We start from the raw sequence: 20,500 nt of genomic DNA, 5'->3' as shown, positions 1-20,500 counted from the left end.
CTAAAAAAATATGACACTACGTATCGGTATTAACGGTTTTGGCCGTATTGGGCGCTTGGCGCTGCGCAGTTTGTGGACGCAGTTAGAATCTGGTGCGGTAGAACTGGCGCGCATTAATGACCCAGGCGGCGATGCTGCCACCTTTGCCCACTTGTTGGAGTTTGACTCGGTGCACGGGCACTGGGCGCCAGGGAAGGGCATCTCGGCAACGGATAGCGCCATAGAACTCGACGGCAAATCCGTCTCCTTTAGCGCCAACAAAGCTATTGCCGATAGCGACTGGTCGAACTGCGATATTGTCATTGAGTGCTCGGGCGTAATGAAAACCACTGCACAGCTTCAGGCTTATCTTGATCAAGGCGTTGGTCGCGTGGTGGTAAGCGCGCCTATGAAAGAGGCGAGCGTGCTTAATGTGGTGGTGGGGGTGAACGACCATCTGTACGATCCTGCTCAGCACAAGATCGTCACCGCTGCCAGCTGCACCACCAACTGCCTGGCGCCGGTGGTCAAAGTCATTCAGGAAAGCTTCGGCATTCGCCATGGCTCGATGACCACCGTGCATGACATCACCAATACCCAAACGATTCTCGACGCGCCGCATAAAGACCTGCGCCGCGCCCGAGCTTGCGGTATGAGCTTGATTCCTACAAGCACCGGCTCAGCGAAAGCGATTATCGAGATATTTCCTGAGCTTGAAGGTAAGATTAATGGCCATGCGATTCGTGTGCCGCTGGCTAACGCGTCGCTTACCGATATGGTGTTCGAGCTTGAGCGGGAAGTGAGCGTAGACGAGGTCAATCAGGCGCTGAAAGTCGCCGCCGATGGCCCGCTTGCAGGCATCCTGGGCTACGAAGAACGCCCCTTGGTGTCAATCGATTACCGCACCGATCCGCGCAGCTCGATTATCGATGCGCTCTCCACCATGGTGATCAACGGCACCCAGCTAAAACTGTACGCCTGGTATGACAACGAGTGGGGCTATGCCAACCGCACCGCTGAACTGGCCCTGATGGTCGGGCGTGAGCAGGTGGCTCGTGGCTGAATCGCTGCTCGCACGGGTAAAGGCGCTACCTTTCGAGGTGCGCCAGTACATGCTGATTACCGGTAACTACTGGGCGTTCACGATTACCGATGGCGCGCTGCGCATGCTGGTGGTGATGCACTTCCACCAGTTGGGCTACTCGCCGTTGGCCATTGCCATGCTGTTTCTGTTTTATGAAGCCTTTGGCGTTGTGACCAACCTAGTCGGGGGATGGCTGGGCGCGCGCTTGGGGCTCAATCGCACTATGAATGTGGGACTAGGGCTGCAAATTATTGCCCTTGCCATGCTGATGGTACCCGCTAGCCTGCTGACCGTTGTTTGGGTGATGGCCGCACAAGCGATTTCGGGTATTGCTAAAGACCTCAACAAAATGAGCGCTAAAAGCGCCGTTAAGGTGTTGGTTCCAAAAGAGAGCGCCAACGCCAATAGCTCACTCTACCGCTGGGTGGCGATGCTGACAGGCTCTAAAAACGCGCTAAAAGGGTTGGGCTTTTTTGTCGGCGGGCTGCTGCTCACCTTGATTGGCTTCCAGGCGGCGGTGTTTGTCATGGCGGTAATGCTAGGCGGTGTGTTGCTGCTTTCACTGCTGCGGCTCAAGGCGGATTTAGGTCGGCAAAAAGTGAAGCCTAAGTTCTCCGAAATCTTCTCAAAATCACGCGCGATTAACGTACTCTCCGCGGCGCGTTTCTGTCTATTTTCGGCGCGGGATGTGTGGTTTGTGGTAGCGCTGCCGGTATTCTTATACGACCAGCATGGTTGGACTCACTGGACAGTGGGGGGGCTGCTGGCAGTGTGGGTGATCGGCTACGGCGGAGTGCAAACCCAAGCACCCAAGCTAACCCGGCTGATCAGAGGCGATGCCCGGGCGCTGACCGCTGGCTGGGCGGCGGCACTGGCAGTGCTGGCGATTGTGCTGGCGATGCTGCCCTTGGCCCAAGTTGGCTGGTTAGTCGTCGGCTTGCTCGCCTTTGGGGTGCTGTTTGCGATTAACTCCAGCTGGCACAGCTATTTGATTGTGCATTATGCCCGCGCCGATGGCGTCTCCATGGATGTCGGTTTCTACTATATGGCCAATGCCATGGGGCGTTTAGTGGGTACGCTACTGTCGGGCTGGCTATATATGGCCTACGGGCTAAGCGCCTGCCTATGGGTATCGGCAGCCTTAGTAGCGGTCAGCGCATTGATGGCGTTGGCACTGCCTAAACAAGTGGCATGATTCGCTCTTCGCCCAGGCTGGGGTTAACGCTTACTTTAGGCAGTGCGCAAACTCTTGCCTGGGCATCAAGTTATTACTTGCCCGCTATTTTAGCGGTACCCATGGCCCGCGAACTGGGGATGTCGCCAAGCTGGGTGTTTGCGGCGTTCTCTGCCGCCTTGCTGTTAACCGCCATGCTGGGCCCCAACGTAGGGCGTTTGATTGACCAACAGGGTGGGCGAGGCGTGCTGATGGCTTCGAACGCTGTCTTGGCGCTTGGCCTGGTCATCATGGCGCTCTCTCAAGGTCTTCTCAGCTTAATGTTCGCTTGGCTCATTGTCGGCGTTGGCATGGCAATGGGCTTATACGACGCCGCCTTTGCCACCTTGGGACGTCTCCTTGGGCGTAGTGCGCGCTCGTCAATTACCGGCGTGACGTTACTGGCGGGCTTTGCCAGTACCATCGGCTGGCCGCTAACAGCGTTGTTGGAAAATGAGTTCGGGTGGCGGGCAGCCTGCGGCTCCTGGGCCATGCTGCATATTGTGGTGGGGCTGCCGTTGAATGCTTGCCTGCCCAAGGCAGCCGATAGTGCGGCCCAGCAAGATGACGACAAATCGGCGCCGCCGCCGGAGCGTCCTCGCCTGGCGATGATGTTATTAGCCTATGTGTTTGCCGCGGGCTGGTTTGTCTCAACGGCGATGGCGGCGCATCTGCCCAGGCTTTTGCAGGAAACTGGCGTGTCACTTTCGGTGGCCGTCGCCGCTGCGGCGCTAGTAGGCCCAGCGCAAGTGGCCGCTCGACTGGGTGAGTTTGCACTTTTACGCCATTTGCATCCGCTGGTGGCGGCGCGGGTAGCCACTACGCTTCACCCATTAGGTGCGGCACTGCTGGCAACACTGGGTATGCCTGCAGCAGGCTTCGCGCTGCTGCACGGTGCGGGCAATGGCATGATGACAATTGCCTCCGGCACACTGCCGCTAGCGCTGTTTGGCCCGAAAGGGTTTGGCCAGCGCCAGGGCTTGATTATCGCCCCGGCAAGGGCCGCGCAAGCCTTTGCGCCGCTGCTATTTGGCCTACTGATAGAGCAAAACGGCGCTGGTGCGCTATGGCTGACCACAGGGTTGATGCTGGCGGCGTGCTTAGCGCTGCTGTTTATTCGTGTGCCGCGATTGCAGGGGTGAGCCATTTACATAAAGGTCTTTTACTCTCTAAATCCCTGATTAAAATAGAGTAGGCAGTTATAAAGATGCCGCACCAGGCTCCATGTTTTCGCCTATACAACATTCCGCTTGTAAGAAGCCAATCAGATTTTGTAGGTGATGGTAATCAGGTATACAGACGATAGTGCGGCTGTGCTTCTCCTGCTTAATCAATCCTACTTTAGCCATGCGTGCTAAGTGGTGTGATAGCGTTGAAGCAGGGATATCCAATGCTTTCTGTATCTCTCCGACTGAGGCCCCATTATGGCCAGCCTTGACTAAAAAGCGGAATACCGCTAATCGATGCGTATTGCCCAGCTCAGCCAAACTGGCTGCGACCCCATCGTGATCCATAACACTCTCCATACTGTTTTCTTTGTATGTTATTTCTAAATAACTAGAAATATAGTTGACTAGGGCGAGTGGTGCAATCTAAGCTTATATAATTCGATAAATCTAGAATTATAGGAGTTTGATATGTCCTCTCAATTACAAGATACGTTAGGCATGTTTGCCTTTCTCGCGGTCGAGCTATCGGCTTTGTTCATTGGCATTAGCTTGCTGGTCGGAGCGCTTCAACGCCATATCCCGCCGTCCAAGGTCGAGGTTTTGCTGAGTTCTAACCGATACCGTAGCTATTTTCTCTCTGCGGGGCTGGGGGCTATCACACCCTTCTGTAGTTGCTCGACGATTCCAATGCTGAAAGGACTTATTCGCGCACGTGCCGGGTTCGGGCCTATGATGGTATTTCTATTCGCTTCGCCACTGTTGAACCCTATTATTGTGGTTCTGTTGGCTGCCACCTTTGGTTTTACCCTCACCGCTATCTACGTTCTTGCGGCACTCATTGTCTCTTTGGCCGCCGGCTGGTTACTGCAGGCTTTTGGCTTCGAGCGTTACGTGCGCCGCGTCGAAACTGATATATCTTCAGGGTGTGAAGCCTCGGTCAATAGCTGCGGCGTCAAGCCAGTAGCGACCGATTGTAAAAGCATTAGTTGTAGTAGTACTCCAGTTGCGGCTGGCTGCGGTAGTGCCGAAACGACTGGCGCTCAATCACGTGGCGGTTGTGGTAGTCAAGCAACTGAACCTAAACGAGGGGAAAGCAGATACAGCGGTTTATGGGGAGAGGCCTGGTCTGACTTCGTGGACGTTTTACCATACCTGCTTATTGGTATTGCGATTGGTAGCGTGATCTACGGCTTTATGCCCACTGACCTGCTGGAGCAGTATGCTGGTGCCGATAATCCTTTTGCCATTCCCGTCGCCGCCGTTATTGGTGTCCCTCTGTATATCCGTGCTGAAGCAGTTATACCGTTAGCATCTGCTCTGATGGTTAAAGGTGTGGGCGCCGGAACAGTGCTGGCGTTGATTATTGGTAGTGCCGGAGCCAGTCTGACTGAACTGATTCTGCTGCGTTCACTGTTCACGCTCAAGCTTTTGGTAGCTTTTGTGGCGGTCGTTTTTGCTATGGCGATGATTGCGGGCTACGCCACATTTTTGTTTTTCTAAATAGCAAGCGTATCTCGACTCACGCTTGATCGATTGCTGAGGGGCTTACGAATAGGTTATGCGTAAGAGTCAGTCATCGCTTTCCGTGAAGGATTACCCAAGGCAGGAATCTTGATTGCCGCCTTGGGTAGTTTGAGAGAATTGGCTTAAGAGAAGCGCCGACGTTTGAAAGAGACATCTCTTAGATAGGCAGGGTTAGCGCCTATCCGTCGTAGATTTGCCCAAGAGCCCTTGTAGTAGGGAATATGGTTACGATCCGTCCACTCACTGATGACATCTCCCTGCACCCCATTAGGATAGCCAAACATCATAAAAACCTGACCACGCTTCAGGTCGGGCTCCAGATAGGCCATAGCCGTGGTGGCACCATAGTCGTTATAGATTTCTACAATATCGCCATTGGCTATACCTAAGTCTTGGGCATCTTGTGGATGGATTTCAATCGGCGCCATCGGATAGCGGCCTTTGCGGAAAGTCAGGTACTGGTCATGGTAGGCCGACTGCCAGATATGGTTGGTTCTCCCGTTGTTTATCCAAAAATCATAGGTCTCTTTCTGCTGCTGAACCACTTCGGGAAAGCCATTCCAGGGAGAGGCTTGGAAATGAGCCTTGCCATCCTCAGTATCAAATTTATAGTCTGTATATAGCATCTCTGTGCCAATGAACTTGCCGTCCCGGTACTCCTTGATGGGAAGTTGGACGCCATTGTTACCAGCTACTCGAAGCCTTTCATAAGTAGCGAGATGTCCTGTAGGCCCACCTTGACTGTCGATTTCCTTTTCATGAGCCATTCGGAAACCATCGTTGAAGGCATCCTCTTCGGTCGTCCAATCAAACCCAGCGAAACGCTCGGCCATCGTCACGTCGCCTGCCGACTCGTAGCGCTGTTTAAGAGCATTAGCCATATTGGCCGCAATCAAACAGTCTGGCTTAGCGATGCCGGGAGGATCCATGAAGCGCTCTGAAAGTCGAAGCCGTCGCTCTCCGTTCATGGAAGTGAGGTTCATTTCACCGGGATGCGTAGCTGGCAACACTAAGTGTGAATATTCAGCGAACTTCGTGCGATAAAGGTCGATATCAACAATAAACAAACCGCCCTTATTTTTTACAGCGTCATAGATAATGTCGATTAATTCATCGACGCTGCTGCCCCTTGCCTCTGCCATTGCCTGATTGACAATAGCAGCACGACGCGTGATGACTTGGCGGTAAGTTTCGGCATTAATGGTGGTTTGGAAAGCATTACAGGCCCAGACCGTTAACATCATCCCATTGCCATTAATCAATTCTTGATCGATATAGGGCGCGGGGCGTCCGCCGGGATAAGGCGGACGTGCATAGCCCTCTTGGTGGCCGCCCATGCGAATAACCCCTGTACCACGCTGCCCGACATTGTGGGTGGCTACGGCAAGATTAACGATAGAGGACTGAATGCGGTAGTTGTCGTTGCCCCAGATCACGCCTTTTTCGTAGGCATGCATGGTACGAGGGGAATGACCACTGGCCTTGGGTTTATAGGCCCACTCGGCGGCCTTGATGATATCGGCCTGGCTCACGCCGGTAATGCGACTACACTCTTCCAGATCCATACGATTGGCGGCCAGCATTTTCTCGAAGCCGCTAGTATGTTCTGTGATAAAGGGCTGATCATGCCAGCCTTGATCGACCACATAGGTCAGCAGTCCATTGAACAGGGCTGTATCAGTGCCTGGCTGGATCGCTAAGTGTAGAACATTCTCTTTACCGGCAATCGTTTCACAGATAGCGACGGTGGGTGTGCGTCGAGGGTCAACCAGAATGACCTTGCCTTTACCGACCGTCTCGTTAGGAAACCATTCCCGCTTCTTGGCGACGTTAGACCCTCTTAAGTTCGGCTCCCAGTGTGCCAGAAACCAGTTTGACTGAGTCTCGTAGGAGTTTCCGCCGATGGAGAAGATAACATCGGCCACCTCTGCATCCTCATAACTGTTATTGAGTTCACCAATGCCCATGTCTCGACTAGCATGACATTCTGAGTTGTAAGCGGGGCGGTTGTGAATGCGCACCATTTTTGACTGTATGCCATCAAAAATTAGCTTGCCAGTAGCCCATGTATTCTCAAAACCGCCGCCAGCGCCGCCATGATCAAAGAGATTGAAGAACAACTGATCCGGCCCTTCATTATCGAGGATACGTTGGGTCAGGCCGGTATATAGCGCCATGGCGTGTTCCCAATTAGTTTCTGCCCAGTCGTCTCCGCTATACATCAGAGGGTACTTTAATCGGCGCTCGCTGATGGCAGTCCCTTCTGAGTACATAACACTGGCCATTTGGCCTCCACGCGTGGAGGATAGGCCCTTATTCACGCTGCACTCTTTGTCAGGAACGATCATGATGTTGTATTCGCGGCCATCATGATCTTGGATTCGATTCGCCATTGCGGGCGTCATAGTGAGCTGCATAGGGGGAAGCTGCTGATTGAAGTCGAGCCCCAACGCATTCTGGCTAGCATCTCTGCCGCCTTCTTGGTTAGCAGGCCATTTATAGACGTGATATCCGCAGCCGACGATGCAGAAGTGACAGGCCATATTGGTTTTCTGGGCATCTGCCGGGGGTAAAGGAATACGGTCTTTAAATTGCTTCATTGTTATTCTTCCGTCTTAGATGATATTGGCCTGGCGGCCATAGATCAGACCATCAATTGACACTGCCATCAGGGCATCTTCGGTATCGTCATACTCTAGAATGACTCGTGGCAGATTCTCGGTGGCTTGGCCAATGACCATTTGGCCCATGTTATCCGGGTCGAAGATGCTGTAGTGGCACGGGCACTTGAAGGCTTCTGCCTCTTGGTCATAACTCACAGGGCAGCCCATATGTGTGCACTGGGTGCTATAAGCCACTACATCTTTATCTGGACCAACCCCGCCTTTGACCTCTCGGCCTCTGCGGATTACCACGCAGGGTGATCGCTCGTCCGGGTAGCTAAAATAAATCGGCTGATTGATGACCAACTCGCTCAACTTTGTGACTAGCTCTTTGGGATAAGGCAGGGTAGTGCTACCAGGAGGAAGTGGAGGACTACCTTGTTGTGCGTGTGCTATGGGGGCTAGCGAAAGGGTACCCACAGCTGCACTGCTGCCGGTTAATTTGAGAAAATTACGGCGACTCAGTTGTGCCATCGTCAAACGCTCCATTGTTGCTTTTGTAAAGCTTGAGATAGGGAATCTGTATATATGGATATCCGTATTTAATCATAGTTCTGCCCGAGCAGACACGCAAGAACGGATAGCAAAGCAATCTCTACATCAGCTGCTATTTTTGAATTATAAGAAGTAAATATAAGACGCTATCGTGGTTTCAGGTTGGATAAAAAGTATTGTTAGATAATTACTTGTTAGATAAGTACTGATTCATTTATGGAAGGTATTTGGGCCAGAAAAAAGAAAGATGACTGGTTTGATTGGGTGTATTAAGAATGAGGTGACTTTCGCTGCTGTTTCAAGTGTCCCTAGATTGCAGGATTGCGCCATCTACATAAAGATGGCGTAACTTCCAAAAAACCTCAATATCAACCCGTAGCCCTTGGTCGACAAGCACTGAGTCAATGAAAATCGTTATATCTTGATAGCAATGGCGTTGGTAGAGCGAAGGGTCTTTGGGTGCGCTCGCCTCGGCGACGGCAACGTTGGCGAGCCCCCCGCAGCAGCCGTGCTTAGGGGAAAGGCGAACCGTGACGACGCCACCTCGTTGTTTGATAAAATCTAATGCGTTGTTGCCTATCTCAATCACACTGTCCATTGCGTATCCCATAGAGTGGCTCGGTTATGCCATTAACGCGCTGGATAATAAACGACTTCACCATCTTCTTTAGTAAACTGATCTATTGGATTTTCCAAAAGCGCTAATACTTGCTCAGAGGGGCGACAAAGCCGCGCGTCACTATTGGTGACCACAATAGGGCGATTGATCAGAATCGGGTGAGCCATCATGGCATCGATAAGCTGGTCATCGTTAAGTGATGGATCATCCAGTTCTAGTTCGTCATAGGGAGTGCCTTTGCGCCGCAGCAGTTCCCGGGGTGATATCTGCATCATCGCCAGCAGCTCGACCAGCTTTTCGCGGCTGGGTGGTGTTTCCAGATAATAGATCACCTCAGGCGATTTGCCAGAGGCTTCGATCATCGCCAGGGTATTGCGCGACGTACCGCAGTTAGGGTTGTGATAAATGGTGACAGGCATGGTGACCTCACGTTCGATTAGTTGTCTTCACTGCCAGGCGCGTTGCGTTGAGAGGGCTTGGTTTTAAACGCGGGCGATACGTGAGCGGGGTCAACGTGGCTTTTATAGCTGGTCGCGGCTTCTGCCCACCACATTAGCTGGCCGAGTGTGCGTCCGAAATAGCTCTCCCAGCGTTCTTGATCCTGGTCAAAGTGGCCGTCATCGTTAAGCGCTTCCTGGGCTTTGGGTATATGTACCATGGCTGACACCGGTAAGCAGCCAAGCTCCGAGAGAAATGAGCGCATGGCGACGGCGGCGCGCACGCCGCCCCACTGGCCCATCGAATAGGTCACGATGGCGCTGGGTTTAAACGCAAACAGTGAGGCGCCGAAGTGGTTAAGCAAATGGCTAAGCGCTGGGCTCATGGAGTGGTTGTACTCGGGGCTGACCATCACGTAGCCATCGGCATGAGCGATTTTGTCCGCAAGCGCCGCTAGATTATCCGGCGCATCGTTTTTTGGGTAAGCAAAATGTGGCTTAAACGGATCGCTTAAATTTAGCGCCAGCGGGTCAATAATCTCTGCCGTGGTATGGGGTAACGATGACAGTAACCGTTCACAGGCTTTGGCTACCCGCTCGCCAAGGCGAGCCGGGGAGGGCGGTGTGCTGGTGCGGGTTGAACCCAGAAATACCAAATAGTGAGCCATTGCACTTACTCCTGATTAGTGAGCTTCTGTCGGAAAATGGTGGCGGGTTTTATTGGCAATTCTGACTAGTGCCAACATTATAGGCACTTCGACTAAAACGCCCACCACCGTGGCCAGTGCTGCGCCCGACTGTAAGCCAAAGAGGGCAATCGCCGCCGCGACGGCCAGTTCAAAAAAGTTGCTAGCGCCTACCATGGCGCCTGGTGCCGCAATGTTGTGCGGCAACCGCCACGCTTTTGCCCAGCCGTAGGCAATAAAGAAGATCAGAAACGTTTGGATAATCAGCGGTATTGCGATCAGCACAATATGCAGTGGATTGTTCAGAATCACCTCGCCCTGGAAGGCGAATAGCACTACCAGGGTGATGATCAAGCCAATCGGGGTGATCGGGCCAACGCGCTTCATAAAGACGTTGTCGTACCATTCGGCGCCGCGCTTTTTAATCAGGGTTTGGCGGGTGATATAACCCGCCGCCAAAGGGATCACGATGTACAGCACGACCGAGAGGGCGACGGTGTCCCAGGGCACTTGAATATTGGAGACACCGAGTAAAAAGACCACGATGGGAGCAAAGGCGAACAGCATAATCAGGTCGTTAAGTGCCACTTGCACCAGGGTGTAGGCAGCGTCGCCGCGGGTCAGGTAGCTCCACACAAATACCATCGCGGTGCATGGCGCGGCGCCGAGCAGAATCGCACCCGCTAAATACTGACTGGCTAACTCGGCGGGTATAAATGGCCGAAAGATCACCATCAAAAATAGCCAGGAGATGGCAAACATGGTGAAAGGTTTGATCAGCCAGTTAACCGACGTGGTGATAATCAAGCCCTTTGGCTGACGTCGAACTCCCAGCAAGGAAGTGAAGTCAATTTGCGCCATCATCGGGAATATCATCGCCCAGATGAGTATCGCGACCGGAATGGAGACCTGCGCCACTTCAAAACGCGACAGCGTTTCTGGTACCGCTGGCGCTAGCTGCCCGACTAAAATGCCCAGCACAATTGCGAGCGCCACCCAAAGCGAGAGGTAGCGCTCAAAGACGCCCATACCTTCGGTAGTGGAGGGGGATGCGTTATCTTCCAATGCTGACATGCGAAACTCCTTGTTAAATGGCGCGTTGATTAACGCGTTTTGAGACGTCTTCCGCGCTCTCTTTGCGCTCTGAGTAACGATCGGTGAGCAGCTTGCTACGATCACGCACGAGCAGCGTGAATTTCACCAACTCTTCCATCACGTCGACGATGCGGTCGTAGAAAGGGGAAGCTTTCATGCGGTCGTTATCATCAAACTCCATAAAAGCTTTGGGCACGGAGGATTGATTGGGGATCGTCAGCATGCGCATCCAGCGCCCCAAAATACGCAGTTGGTTGACGGTGTTGAAGGACTGTGAACCGCCGCATACCTGCATTACCGCTAACGTCTTGCCCTGAGTCGGGCGCACGCCACCCAGGGCAAGTGGGATCCAGTCTATCTGCGCTTTCATAATGCCGGTCATTGCACCGTGGCGTTCCGGCGAGCACCACACCATCCCTTCGGCCCATTGGGCTAACGCGCGCAGTTCGTCGACTTTGGGGTGGCTGGCATCTTCTGTATCCGGCAGCGGCAATCCTCTAGGATCAAAGATGCGTGTTTCGGCGCCCATGGCATTGAGTAAACGTGCGGCCTCTTCAACCGCCAAACGGCTGAAGGAGCGTTCCCGAAGGGAGCCATATAGCAGCAATATTTTAGGCGCGTGTTCGGTGCGTTGTGGGATACCCAGCCGCACGCAGCTGGGTGGCTCAAAGAGCTCAGCGTCTATATTGGGTAAATCATTGAGGCCAGCAAAATCATTAAGTGAGGTCATCGCGGTCTCCCAGTTTTGAGCCGTCTTATGTTAATGGCTCCATCATATATGTTTTTTCGTATATTTCTAGAGCAACATCTTGTCTGCAATATTGCCGTCATGATCCCGGCGTAGAGTGACAGCCACTGAATACATAAGAGGCTGTTTATTTATGACCAAGCGCCGCGTGTTGTTTCTCTGCAATGCTAACTCTGCTCGATCTCTAATGGGGGAGGCGCTGCTTCGTCATATGGCAGATGATCGTTTTGAAGCGTTTAGTGCCGGTTCTGAGCCTGACGAGCCCCATGCATTGACCCTTGAAGCGCTCACTAAGCAAGGGCTTTCAAAAGAGGGTCTCCACAGCAAGTCGCTGGATGAGTTTGAAAACATGTCGTTCGATTACGTTATCGTTCTGTGTGATAAGGCCCAGCAGGCCTGTCGCGATTGGCAAGGGCAGGCGGGGGAAGTGCTGTTTTGGGATATTCGAGACCCACGCTTGATTGGCAAGCCGGATGCTTACGAACAGGCGCTATTAGAAATTCGACGGCGCCTGCAGCTCTGGCTCTCCCTTCACCAGGCTGGTTAATGGCTAGGAGGGGGTTATATTAGGCAAGATTCTATATATCGCACTCTGAAAGCATGAAGTTAGTCATGACCTGATAGGAATCCGGCGCTATTATGCTGTTTTCTTAGAGAGACATGTATTTGCTAGCGATAAAAAGGTTAGCGCCACCGATCTATTTCATTTTTCAGCGTTTACTTAACGACCCGATGCTGCTGACGATGAGCGGCCTATGGGGCGTTTTGTGGTGGCTGCAGCCTCAGTCGTTAAGTGAAATGGGCTGGGCGGCTCAGGCGCTGGCAGGCGTTCTGCTGATGATGTTGATCGTGGCGCGACGCGCCGTGTTCAGTATCGATTGGCTCGCCAGCTGGGGATGCTGATGGAGTTTCATCGCTGGTCTATTCTTATGCTGGGGCTTGGTTGGTTGTTTGCGGCTGTTTGGCTAAGTTGTGGCTAAGCGCCCTGGCTCGGTAACAGTGCCAGGGCGTGTGCCAGAGAGGTTCTATCGCTACAGAGCGCGATTAGTCGATTAGCTCGACGGCTACGGCCGTCGCTTCACCGCCGCCAATACATAGGCTGGCAATGCCGCGTTTGCCGCCTTTAGTGCGCAGGGCATGAATAAGCGTGGCGATAATGCGCGAGCCGGTGGAGCCAATCGGATGGCCTTGGGCGCAGGCGCCACCAAACACATTGACCTTGTCATGGGGCAGGCCCAAGTCATCCATGGCCATCAGTGTCACCACAGCGAAGGCTTCGTTAATTTCGAATAGATCGACGTCATTAACGCCCCAGCCGAGCTTTTTCATCAGCTTCTCAATCGCCCCCACCGGCGCGATGGTGAACTCGCTAGGATGGCGAGAGTGTGTCGAGTGACCCAGCATGCGCGCAAGTGGCTTAATACCGTGCTGATCGGCTGCTGTTTGGCTGGCCAGGATAAGTGCCGAAGCGCCGTCGGAAATTGAGCTGGCATTGGCGGCGGTAATCGTTCCGTCTTTGGCAAAAGCAGGGCGAAGCTGGCGGATTTTATCGAGTTTGGCTTGGAAGGGCTGTTCATCATGCTCGACCAGGGTTTCACCCTGGCGAGAGGTGACCATAACGGGTGCCATCTCGGTGCTTAAGTGGCCTGCGTTAGTAGCGGCCATGGCGCGCTCAAGGGAGGCTATGGCAAAGTCATCCAGGCGCTCGCGGGTATAACCGCGATCCGAGGCCACATCCTGGGCAAACACGCCCATTAGTTTGCCCGTTTCGGCATCTTCCAGCCCATCCAAAAACATATGGTCTTTCAGCTCGCCGTGCCCCAATCGGTAGCCGCCGCGTGCCTTGGTCAGCATGTGGGGGGCATTAGACATGGACTCCATACCGCCAGCCAGCAAAACATCGCCACTGCCTGCCTTGATTAAGTCGTGGGCAAGCATAGAGGCTTTCATGCCCGAACCGCATAGCTTGTTAATCGTGGTGGCACCATTGGCATCAGGAATACCCGCCTGACGCATTGCCTGACGTGCTGGGCCCTGTTTAACGCCGGCAGGCAGTACACAGCCCATAATGCCTTCATTGATGGCAGCAGGGTCAATGCCTGACGCTTCAATCGCTGCTTTGATGGCGACCGCGCCAAGCTCGGGCGCTGTCATGCTCGCCAGGCTGCCCATCATGCCGCCCATCGGCGTGCGTTTGGCAGCCAGAAATACAACATCAGTGGGGTTACTCATGGCCAATCTCCTTCATGTTTATTGTGATTATCATGCCGAGTAGTCGGTGATACGTTGACCCGTAGGCGGTGCTGTGGTTTTCTCCAGAGTAACCGAGCAAGCGCTAGTGTAAACGACATGAATGTAATGAATGCATCTCCTCGCCGCAAGGAATTGACGCGCCTCGCTGCCCAGCTATTCGTCCAAGAGGGCTTTGACCGCACAACGGTGCGCATGCTGGCGCAGGAAATGGGCATCAAGTCCGGTAGCTTGTTCCACCATTTTAAAGATAAGCAGGAAATCCTCGCGGCGGTCATCGAAGAGGGCACTCAAAATGCCTTGGTGATTGCGCGCAAAGCCTTGGATGAGTGTGCTGAAGATCCTGAAGTACGCCTGCGCGCTATGGCCCGTGCTCATTTGGAAACCCTGTTTACCGATCGCAATGCCCATGTGGTGGCACTGTTCGAGTGGCGCCGGCTCGACCCTACGGCCAGCGCCCATTTGAGCCACCTACGTGATGCTTACGAGGCGCTATGGGTCGCGGTTATTGACGATGCATTGGAAGCGGGGTTGATCCATGGTGACCGCTTTCTTGTCTCACGGTTTGTGCTGGGGGCGCTAAACTGGACGGTTCGCTGGTACGACCCCAACGGCCCACGTTCGCCCGATGACCTCGCTGATGAGCTTGTTGCCATGATTATGCCTACCTCTGCTTGATGCCTCGATAACGGCGACTTCGACTAACGTCTAGCGCGACAATTTATAACAGTGCTTGCTCTCTGCGCCGATTACTTTTAGCGTTGCTCTTATCTTTAAGCTTACGTTAACGTCAACAGCTAAATATAACAACACTGCTGGCGCCTATTCTCACTACGAGCTCATTTCCAATAACACAAGAGAGCCATCATGACAGCGACATCACAATCACTGCCTGACTACCACCACTACCTCAATGATTTTTCCGTGGATAGCGTTATCGCCCGTCTGGATGACCAGCAGGATGGCTTGCTGAATGCCTATGAAGCCTGCTGTGGGCGTCATGTGCGTGAAGGGCGTGGCGAGGTGTTGGCGCTGGTGCAGGAAGACACCGAAGGCAACATGCATACCCTGACCTACGCCGAGCTTGATGAGCAGAGCGCGAAGCTGGCGGGGTGGTTTGTATCCCAAGGGTTGGGTAAAGGCGACCGCATTGCCTGCATGTTGCCGCGGACACCGCAGCTGTTGATTGCAGTGCTCGCCACATGGCGTATTGGCGCGGTTTATCAGCCACTGTTTACGGCTTTTGGGCCCGATGCGGTGGACTATCGGCTGGGGCGAGCGGATACCAGGTTGGTGATTACTGATCACGCTAACCGCTATAAGTTTGATGGCCTTAGCCAGTGCCCGCCAGTGCTGGCGGTAGGAGGGGCAACCAGCGAGCACGCCAATGATCGCGACTGGCAGGCAGCATTGACGTACACGTCAATGAGCGACACGCCGCCGCGGCTCTCACCCGAAGAGCCATTTCTGCAAATGTTCACCTCCGGTACCGTGGGTAAGCCCAAAGGTGTTGCCGTTCCGTTGGCGGGTATGACCGCTTTTGCGATCTATATGGAGCTGGCCATTGACCTGCGTGATGACGACCGTTTCTGGAATATGGCCGATCCTGGCTGGGCCTATGGCCTTTACTATGCGATCACCGGGCCACTGTTGCTCGGTGTGACGACGCATTTTTGCGAGGCAGGGTTTAGCGCCGAAGGGGCGCTGGCGTTTATGAAGCGCCACCACATCACTAATTTTGCCGCTGCGCCGACTGCTTACCGGCTGATGAAGGCATCCGGCCTGTTTGATGATGCCCATGAAACCCTCGAGCTGCGTGCGGCTAGTTCGGCGGGTGAGCCTCTAAACACGGAAGTGGTGACCTGGGTGGAAAAGTCGCTGGGCTGCCCGGTTATGGATCACTACGGCCAAACTGAAACCGGCATGACGTGCAATAACCACCACGCCCTTGATCACCTCAAGCATGTGGGCGCAATGGGCGTGCCGATGCCGGGTTATCGCCTGGCGATTTTGGACGCGGAGTATCACGAGCTGCCCGCCGGGGAGCCGGGAGTCCTTGCTGTGGATATCAAAAATTCACCAGCGCACTTCTTCCAGGGCTATACCTGGCAAGAGAAGAACCCCTTCGTAGAAGGTTATTACCTAACGGGCGACGTGGTGATCCGTAATGAAGATGGCACCTTTCAGTTTGCCGGCCGCGACGACGATATTATTACCACGGCGGGTTACCGGGTGGGGCCAACGGATGTCGAAAACAGTGTGATGACACACCCTGCCGTCGCTGAATCAGCGGCGGTAGGGCAGCCCGATGAGATCCGCGGTGAGGTGATCAAATCCTATATCGTGCTGCGCGAAGGCTACGAGGCGAGTGACGAGCTGGCTGATGAGATTAAGCAGCGGGTGCGGGAGCGGCTATCAACCCACGCTTTCCCGCGCATTATTGAGTTTGTCGAGGAGCTGCCTAAAACCCCCAGCGGCAAGATTCAGCGCTTTAAATTGCGCGCCCAGGCGGTAGAAGAAGCCAAGGCTGCCAAGTAAATATAACAGCCATCCACAACAACCACAGGGAATACGGTTATGCAGGTTAAGGAGAGTACGTTTTTAATTACCGGTGCTGCTTCGGGGCTTGGGGCAGCAACCGCAGAGCGGTTAGTCGCGGCGGGTGCTCGCGTCGTTTTATGCGACCTAAATGACAGTGTCAAAACCCATGCTGAGCAGTTGGGGGGGCAGGCTCAAGCGTGCCTGGCGGATATCACCTCAGCTGAACAAATGCAGCAGGCGGTCGATAAAGCGGTAGCGCTGGGTGGCGATCGTGGGCTTTCGGGGGTAGTTCACTGCGCAGGCGTGGTCAGTGTGGCCAAGTTGGTGGATCGTGAGGGTAACCCGGCGGATTTAGACAGCTACGCTAAAACGATCAATATCAACCTGATCGGCACTTTTAACGTTATGCGACTTGCGGCTGCCGCGATGGCTAAAAATGCGCCTAATGAGAATGGCGAGCGTGGGGTGATCATTAATACCGCTTCTATCGCCGCTTTTGATGGCCAGGTAGGGCAGTGTGCCTACAGTGCCTCTAAAGCGGGTGTTGTGGGTATGAGTCTTCCCGCTGCCCGTGAGCTGTCCCGGCATGCTATTCGGGTTATGGCCATTGCGCCGGGCGTTTTTGAAACGCCGATGATGAGCGAAATTCCCGATGAGGCTGCCCAGGCACTAGCGGCCGCAGTGCCTTTTCCTAAGCGGTTGGGTAAGCCGGATGAGTTTGCGCAACTCGCCGAGCAGATTATTACCAATCCCATGCTTAACGGTGAGTTGATCCGTTTGGATGGCGGCATTCGCATGCAGTAAGTGGGTGGTAAGTAGAAGGAAGCAAAATAAAACGACTCGTCGGCTTTTGGCTGGCGAGTTTTTTATTATTAGCATCAGTGGGTTATTGGCTCAGCGACCAAAGTTCTAGAGTGTTTTTAGGGTAAATTCAAACGCTCACTTGACTCTTAGGGGCGCCCGCGCTAATTTTCAAACACGTGTTTGAAAGCCTTCTGTCAAAATACTCTGATTGGCTTCCAACCCCCTATTTCAGGAGAAATGCGATGCCCAGCTATCAGGCCCCCATTCGTGATATGCGTTTCGTTATGGACGAAATGCTTGATTACCCCGCCCATTACGCGCGTCTACCCAGTGGTGACGATGCATTGCCAGATGTGGTGAGCGCAATTCTAGAAGAGGGTGCGCGCTTCGCCCGTGACGTATTGCTTCCGATCAATCAGAGTGGTGATGAAGAGGGTTGTCTACTGGAAGGGGGCGAGGTCAAAGCGCCTAACGGTTTTAAAGAGGCCTATCAGCAGTACGTAGAAGGCGGCTGGCCGAGCCTGGCTGCCGATCCTGCCCATGGTGGCCAGGGCCTGCCGCCTTCATTGGCGATGCTGCTGTCGGAAATGATCTGTGCGACTAACCTGGCCTGGGGCATGTACCCAGGGCTCTCTCATGGCGCGGCGGATGCGCTGAAGCACCATGGCACCGACGAGCAAAAAGCGACCTACCTCACCAAGCTGGTTGAAGGGGTATGGACGGGCACCATGTGCCTCACCGAGCCGCATTGTGGTACTGACCTCGGTTTGATCAAGACACGAGCGGTGTCTGCCGATGGCGACGCTTATGCGATTACCGGTACGAAGATATTTATCTCCGCTGGTGAGCATAATCTGGCTGAAAATATCGTCCATTTGGTGTTGGCAAAGCTGCCGGATGCGCCAGAAGGCTCAAAAGGTATATCGCTGTTTGTAGTGCCTAAATTCTTACCTAATGCTCAGGGCGATGTGGGTGAGCGCAATGGCGTCACCTGTGGCTCGCTTGAGCACAAGATGGGCATTCACGGTAATGCCACCTGCGTGATGAACTTCGATGGCGCAACCGGTTATTTGGTGGGGCCGCCTAATAAAGGGCTGGCGTGCATGTTCACTATGATGAACGCAGCGCGTCTCGGCGTGGGCATTCAAGGGCTGGGTTTGATTGAGGCCAGTTTTCAGAATTCACTCAGCTATGCGCGTGACCGCCTACAGATGCGAGGCTTGTCCGGCAAGCAAGCACCGGAAAAGCCCGCTGATCCGATTATTGTGCATCCCGATGTTCGCCGCATGCTGCTGACCCAGAAAGCCTTTGCAGAAGGTGGGCGTATGTTAGTGCTTTACGCTGCGCAAATGCTCGACGTGGTTGAGCATGGTGAGCCGGGTGAGGAGCGCGATCATGCTGAAACTCTGCTTGGCTTGCTAACGCCTATTGTTAAAGCTTTCCTGACCGAAGTGGGTTTTGAAAGTACCAACGAGGGCGTACAGATTTACGGCGGTCATGGCTTCATTAAAGAGTGGGGCATGGAGCAATTGGTGCGCGATGCGCGTATTACCCGGCTTTATGAAGGTACTACCGGTATCCAGGCGCTTGATCTGCTGGGCCGTAAAGTACTCATGAGTCAGGGTGAATCGCTGAAGGTCTTCACCAAAGAGATCCATAAGTTCTGTAAAGCTGAAGCCGACAACCCTGCACTTAAAGAGTTTGTCGAGCCGCTGGCTAAGCTCAATGCAGAGTGGGGCGAGCTGACTATGGGGGTAGGCATGAAGGCCATGCAAGACCGCGAAGAAGTAGGCGCGGCGAGTGTTGATTACCTTATGTATTCGGGCTACGTCACGCTAGCATACTTATTTGCCCGCGCGGCCAAACAGGCGTCTGCTTCTTTAGAGGGTGACGATAAAGCCTTCTACACCGCTAAGTTGAATACTGCGCGCTTCTATTACCAGCGGTTACTGCCGCGTACCAAGGCGCATGCGCAGATGATTCAATCCGGCGCTTCCAGCCTAATGGCTATCTCCAGCGAAGATTTTGGCTTGGGGTTTGAGATTTAGAAGCGTCGACTACTGATGGCGTGAGGTAAGTTGCGCCAACGGGCACTCTCTGGTCAGGCGTTCTGATCGGTGGTTTGCGGCAGAAGGGCAACCTTCTGCCGCTTTTTATACGCAATAACTTCTTTTACTTGCTATCTTGATAGTGAGGCCTTAAAGTACGCATCCGCTGCCGGGGACGCCAAGCGTTACCAGCGGTGCATAAGGTGTAAAAGCCTTGGTTTGTCAGGAGGTTAGAGCAGTCTGTATCGCTCGCTTCAGTCGCTAAAAACAGTGATTGACAAACACCAGGAAATGCGTAGAATACGCCTTCCTCGCTGAGGCAAGCCAGTTCAACGGTTTGTAAGGTGGCTCAAGCAGTCATCGCAGCGAAACAGCTCTTTAACAATTTGATCAGGTAATTCATGTGGGCGCTTGCTGGCGTTGGTGACAAATCACCAAATATCAAGGCAAGCGGTCATGACAATGTAAATTGAAATGAATTCGTTTGAACCTTGAGCCAAGTTTGATCCGCTTTTGTTATCTTCGGATGACGAGTAAGGATCACAATGATTGTAAACTGAAGAGTTTGATCATGGCTCAGATTGAACGCTGGCGGCAGGCCTAACACATGCAAGTCGAGCGGTAACAGGGGTAGCTTGCTACCCGCTGACGAGCGGCGGACGGGTGAGTAATGCATAGGAATCTGCCCGGTAGTGGGGGATAACCTGGGGAAACCCAGGCTAATACCGCATACGTCCTACGGGAGAAAGGGGGCTTTGGCTCCCGCTATTGGATGAGCCTATGTCGGATTAGCTAGTTGGTGAGGTAACGGCTCACCAAGGCGACGATCCGTAGCTGGTCTGAGAGGATGATCAGCCACATCGGGACTGAGACACGGCCCGAACTCCTACGGGAGGCAGCAGTGGGGAATATTGGACAATGGGGGCAACCCTGATCCAGCCATGCCGCGTGTGTGAAGAAGGCCCTCGGGTTGTAAAGCACTTTCAGCGAGGAAGAACGCCTGGTGGTTAATACCCATCAGGAAAGACATCACTCGCAGAAGAAGCACCGGCTAACTCCGTGCCAGCAGCCGCGGTAATACGGAGGGTGCAAGCGTTAATCGGAATTACTGGGCGTAAAGCGCGCGTAGGTGGCTTGATAAGCCG

At 53.7% G+C, this 20,500-nt stretch carries 19 protein-coding genes and 1 rRNA gene; 11 read left to right on the top strand and 9 right to left on the bottom strand.

Translation table 11 applies throughout. The features are described from left to right. The first annotated feature begins 10 nt into the window (after positions 1–10). The 3 genes from QT230_RS06640 to QT230_RS06630 are packed head-to-tail and all read left to right on the top strand — an operon-like array spanning position 11 to position 3,418. Positions 11–1,042, top strand: a complete 1,032-nt coding sequence (locus tag QT230_RS06640; protein WP_308320809.1) for an ArsJ-associated glyceraldehyde-3-phosphate dehydrogenase — start codon at positions 11–13, stop codon at positions 1,040–1,042. Further along, a complete protein-coding gene (gene arsJ, locus QT230_RS06635; protein ID WP_308320808.1) occupies positions 1,035–2,258 on the top strand; it encodes an organoarsenical effux MFS transporter ArsJ in 1,224 nt (407 codons plus the stop codon). The genes QT230_RS06640 and arsJ overlap by 8 nt, the downstream gene beginning before the upstream one ends. Further along, positions 2,255–3,418, top strand: a complete 1,164-nt coding sequence (locus tag QT230_RS06630) for an MFS transporter (protein WP_308320807.1) — start codon at positions 2,255–2,257, stop codon at positions 3,416–3,418. Before arsJ ends, QT230_RS06630 begins: the two co-directional genes overlap by 4 nt. A 57-nt stretch (positions 3,419–3,475) precedes the next feature. Here the strand turns inward: QT230_RS06630 and QT230_RS06625 are convergent, their stop codons facing one another. Then, entirely contained in the window at positions 3,476–3,790 is a 315-nt protein-coding gene (locus QT230_RS06625; protein ID WP_308320806.1) for a helix-turn-helix domain-containing protein, read from the bottom strand. A gap of 123 nt (positions 3,791–3,913) precedes the next feature. Between QT230_RS06625 and QT230_RS06620 the strand changes: the two genes are divergently transcribed. After that, positions 3,914–4,945 (top strand): permease, encoded by a 1,032-nt coding sequence (locus QT230_RS06620; RefSeq protein WP_308320805.1) that lies wholly within the window; start codon positions 3,914–3,916, stop codon positions 4,943–4,945. Between the two features lie 146 nt (positions 4,946–5,091). On the opposite strand, the gene QT230_RS06615 is transcribed toward QT230_RS06620, so the two are convergent. The 7 genes from QT230_RS06615 to arsH form a co-directional block, all read right to left on the bottom strand. After that, positions 5,092–7,569 (bottom strand): arsenate reductase (azurin) large subunit, encoded by a 2,478-nt coding sequence (locus tag QT230_RS06615; RefSeq protein ID WP_308320804.1) that lies wholly within the window; start codon positions 7,567–7,569, stop codon positions 5,092–5,094. Between the two features lie 15 nt (positions 7,570–7,584). Continuing rightward, entirely contained in the window at positions 7,585–8,106 is a 522-nt protein-coding gene (locus tag QT230_RS06610; protein WP_308320803.1) for an arsenate reductase (azurin) small subunit, read from the bottom strand. Positions 8,107–8,425: 319 nt separating this feature from the next. Beyond that, positions 8,426–8,725 (bottom strand): CC/Se motif family (seleno)protein, encoded by a 300-nt coding sequence (locus QT230_RS06605; protein WP_308320801.1) that lies wholly within the window; start codon positions 8,723–8,725, stop codon positions 8,426–8,428. A gap of 32 nt (positions 8,726–8,757) precedes the next feature. Beyond that, positions 8,758–9,165 carry an arsenate reductase (glutaredoxin) gene (gene arsC / locus QT230_RS06600; RefSeq protein ID WP_308320800.1) on the bottom strand — a complete coding sequence of 136 codons (408 nt, stop codon included), beginning with the start codon at positions 9,163–9,165 and terminating at the stop codon, positions 8,758–8,760. 17 nt (positions 9,166–9,182) lie between these two features. Next, positions 9,183–9,851 (bottom strand): NAD(P)H-dependent oxidoreductase, encoded by a 669-nt coding sequence (locus tag QT230_RS06595; protein WP_308320798.1) that lies wholly within the window; start codon positions 9,849–9,851, stop codon positions 9,183–9,185. Between the two features lie 15 nt (positions 9,852–9,866). After that, positions 9,867–10,943, bottom strand: a complete 1,077-nt coding sequence (gene arsB / locus QT230_RS06590) for an ACR3 family arsenite efflux transporter (RefSeq protein WP_308320797.1) — start codon at positions 10,941–10,943, stop codon at positions 9,867–9,869. 13 nt (positions 10,944–10,956) lie between these two features. Beyond that, positions 10,957–11,694: an arsenical resistance protein ArsH gene (arsH, locus tag QT230_RS06585; RefSeq protein WP_308320796.1), complete on the bottom strand. Its 738-nt coding sequence runs from the start codon at positions 11,692–11,694 to the stop codon at positions 10,957–10,959. Between the two features lie 151 nt (positions 11,695–11,845). Between arsH and QT230_RS06580 the strand changes: the two genes are divergently transcribed. Both QT230_RS06580 and QT230_RS06575 read left to right on the top strand, forming a co-directional pair. Beyond that, a complete protein-coding gene (locus QT230_RS06580) occupies positions 11,846–12,259 on the top strand; it encodes an arsenate reductase ArsC (protein ID WP_308320795.1) in 414 nt (137 codons plus the stop codon). Between the two features lie 119 nt (positions 12,260–12,378). Beyond that, positions 12,379–12,615: a hypothetical protein gene (locus QT230_RS06575; protein ID WP_308320794.1), complete on the top strand. Its 237-nt coding sequence runs from the start codon at positions 12,379–12,381 to the stop codon at positions 12,613–12,615. A gap of 141 nt (positions 12,616–12,756) precedes the next feature. Here QT230_RS06575 and QT230_RS06570 read toward each other — a convergent pair whose 3' ends face one another. Further along, positions 12,757–13,944 carry an acetyl-CoA C-acyltransferase gene (locus tag QT230_RS06570; protein WP_308320793.1) on the bottom strand — a complete coding sequence of 396 codons (1,188 nt, stop codon included), beginning with the start codon at positions 13,942–13,944 and terminating at the stop codon, positions 12,757–12,759. 126 nt (positions 13,945–14,070) lie between these two features. On the opposite strand from QT230_RS06570, the gene QT230_RS06565 reads away from it, so the two are divergent. The 5 genes from QT230_RS06565 to QT230_RS06545 form a co-directional block, all read left to right on the top strand. Then, positions 14,071–14,640 carry a TetR/AcrR family transcriptional regulator gene (locus QT230_RS06565; RefSeq protein ID WP_308320792.1) on the top strand — a complete coding sequence of 190 codons (570 nt, stop codon included), beginning with the start codon at positions 14,071–14,073 and terminating at the stop codon, positions 14,638–14,640. Between the two features lie 189 nt (positions 14,641–14,829). After that, entirely contained in the window at positions 14,830–16,500 is a 1,671-nt protein-coding gene (locus QT230_RS06560; protein ID WP_308320790.1) for an AMP-binding protein, read from the top strand. Between the two features lie 39 nt (positions 16,501–16,539). Continuing rightward, complete coding sequence (locus QT230_RS06555) at positions 16,540–17,307, top strand: SDR family NAD(P)-dependent oxidoreductase (RefSeq protein ID WP_308320789.1); 768 nt, start codon at positions 16,540–16,542, stop codon at positions 17,305–17,307. Between the two features lie 242 nt (positions 17,308–17,549). Then, positions 17,550–19,355: an acyl-CoA dehydrogenase C-terminal domain-containing protein gene (locus QT230_RS06550; RefSeq protein ID WP_308320788.1), complete on the top strand. Its 1,806-nt coding sequence runs from the start codon at positions 17,550–17,552 to the stop codon at positions 19,353–19,355. Positions 19,356–19,908: 553 nt separating this feature from the next. Continuing rightward, a 16S ribosomal RNA gene (locus tag QT230_RS06545) occupies positions 19,909–20,500 on the top strand; the annotation flags it as partial.

The sequence above is a fragment of the Halomonas sp. SpR8 genome (assembly GCF_031010195.1).
Classification (GTDB): Bacteria; Pseudomonadota; Gammaproteobacteria; order Pseudomonadales; family Halomonadaceae; genus Vreelandella.
This window is presented reverse-complemented; position numbering and strand designations above follow the sequence as displayed.

What these genes read in the sequence shown, in the direction of transcription:
- QT230_RS06565 (WP_308320792.1), top strand. Translation starts at nt 14,071, where the DNA reads ATGAATGCATCTCCTCGCCGCAAGGAATTGACGCGCCTCGCTGCCCAG.
- QT230_RS06625 (WP_308320806.1), bottom strand. Translation starts at nt 3,790, where the DNA reads ATGGATCACGATGGGGTCGCAGCCAGTTTGGCTGAGCTGGGCAATACG.
- QT230_RS06640 (WP_308320809.1), top strand. Translation starts at nt 11, where the DNA reads ATGACACTACGTATCGGTATTAACGGTTTTGGCCGTATTGGGCGCTTG.
- QT230_RS06555 (WP_308320789.1), top strand. Translation starts at nt 16,540, where the DNA reads ATGCAGGTTAAGGAGAGTACGTTTTTAATTACCGGTGCTGCTTCGGGG.
- QT230_RS06595 (WP_308320798.1), bottom strand. Translation starts at nt 9,851, where the DNA reads ATGGCTCACTATTTGGTATTTCTGGGTTCAACCCGCACCAGCACACCG.
- QT230_RS06630 (WP_308320807.1), top strand. Translation starts at nt 2,255, where the DNA reads ATGATTCGCTCTTCGCCCAGGCTGGGGTTAACGCTTACTTTAGGCAGT.
- QT230_RS06610 (WP_308320803.1), bottom strand. Translation starts at nt 8,106, where the DNA reads ATGGCACAACTGAGTCGCCGTAATTTTCTCAAATTAACCGGCAGCAGT.
- QT230_RS06550 (WP_308320788.1), top strand. Translation starts at nt 17,550, where the DNA reads ATGCCCAGCTATCAGGCCCCCATTCGTGATATGCGTTTCGTTATGGAC.
- arsH (WP_308320796.1), bottom strand. Translation starts at nt 11,694, where the DNA reads ATGACCTCACTTAATGATTTTGCTGGCCTCAATGATTTACCCAATATA.
- QT230_RS06580 (WP_308320795.1), top strand. Translation starts at nt 11,846, where the DNA reads ATGACCAAGCGCCGCGTGTTGTTTCTCTGCAATGCTAACTCTGCTCGA.
- QT230_RS06615 (WP_308320804.1), bottom strand. Translation starts at nt 7,569, where the DNA reads ATGAAGCAATTTAAAGACCGTATTCCTTTACCCCCGGCAGATGCCCAG.
- QT230_RS06605 (WP_308320801.1), bottom strand. Translation starts at nt 8,725, where the DNA reads ATGGACAGTGTGATTGAGATAGGCAACAACGCATTAGATTTTATCAAA.
- QT230_RS06560 (WP_308320790.1), top strand. Translation starts at nt 14,830, where the DNA reads ATGACAGCGACATCACAATCACTGCCTGACTACCACCACTACCTCAAT.
- QT230_RS06620 (WP_308320805.1), top strand. Translation starts at nt 3,914, where the DNA reads ATGTCCTCTCAATTACAAGATACGTTAGGCATGTTTGCCTTTCTCGCG.
- arsB (WP_308320797.1), bottom strand. Translation starts at nt 10,943, where the DNA reads ATGTCAGCATTGGAAGATAACGCATCCCCCTCCACTACCGAAGGTATG.
- QT230_RS06570 (WP_308320793.1), bottom strand. Translation starts at nt 13,944, where the DNA reads ATGAGTAACCCCACTGATGTTGTATTTCTGGCTGCCAAACGCACGCCG.
- arsC (WP_308320800.1), bottom strand. Translation starts at nt 9,165, where the DNA reads ATGCCTGTCACCATTTATCACAACCCTAACTGCGGTACGTCGCGCAAT.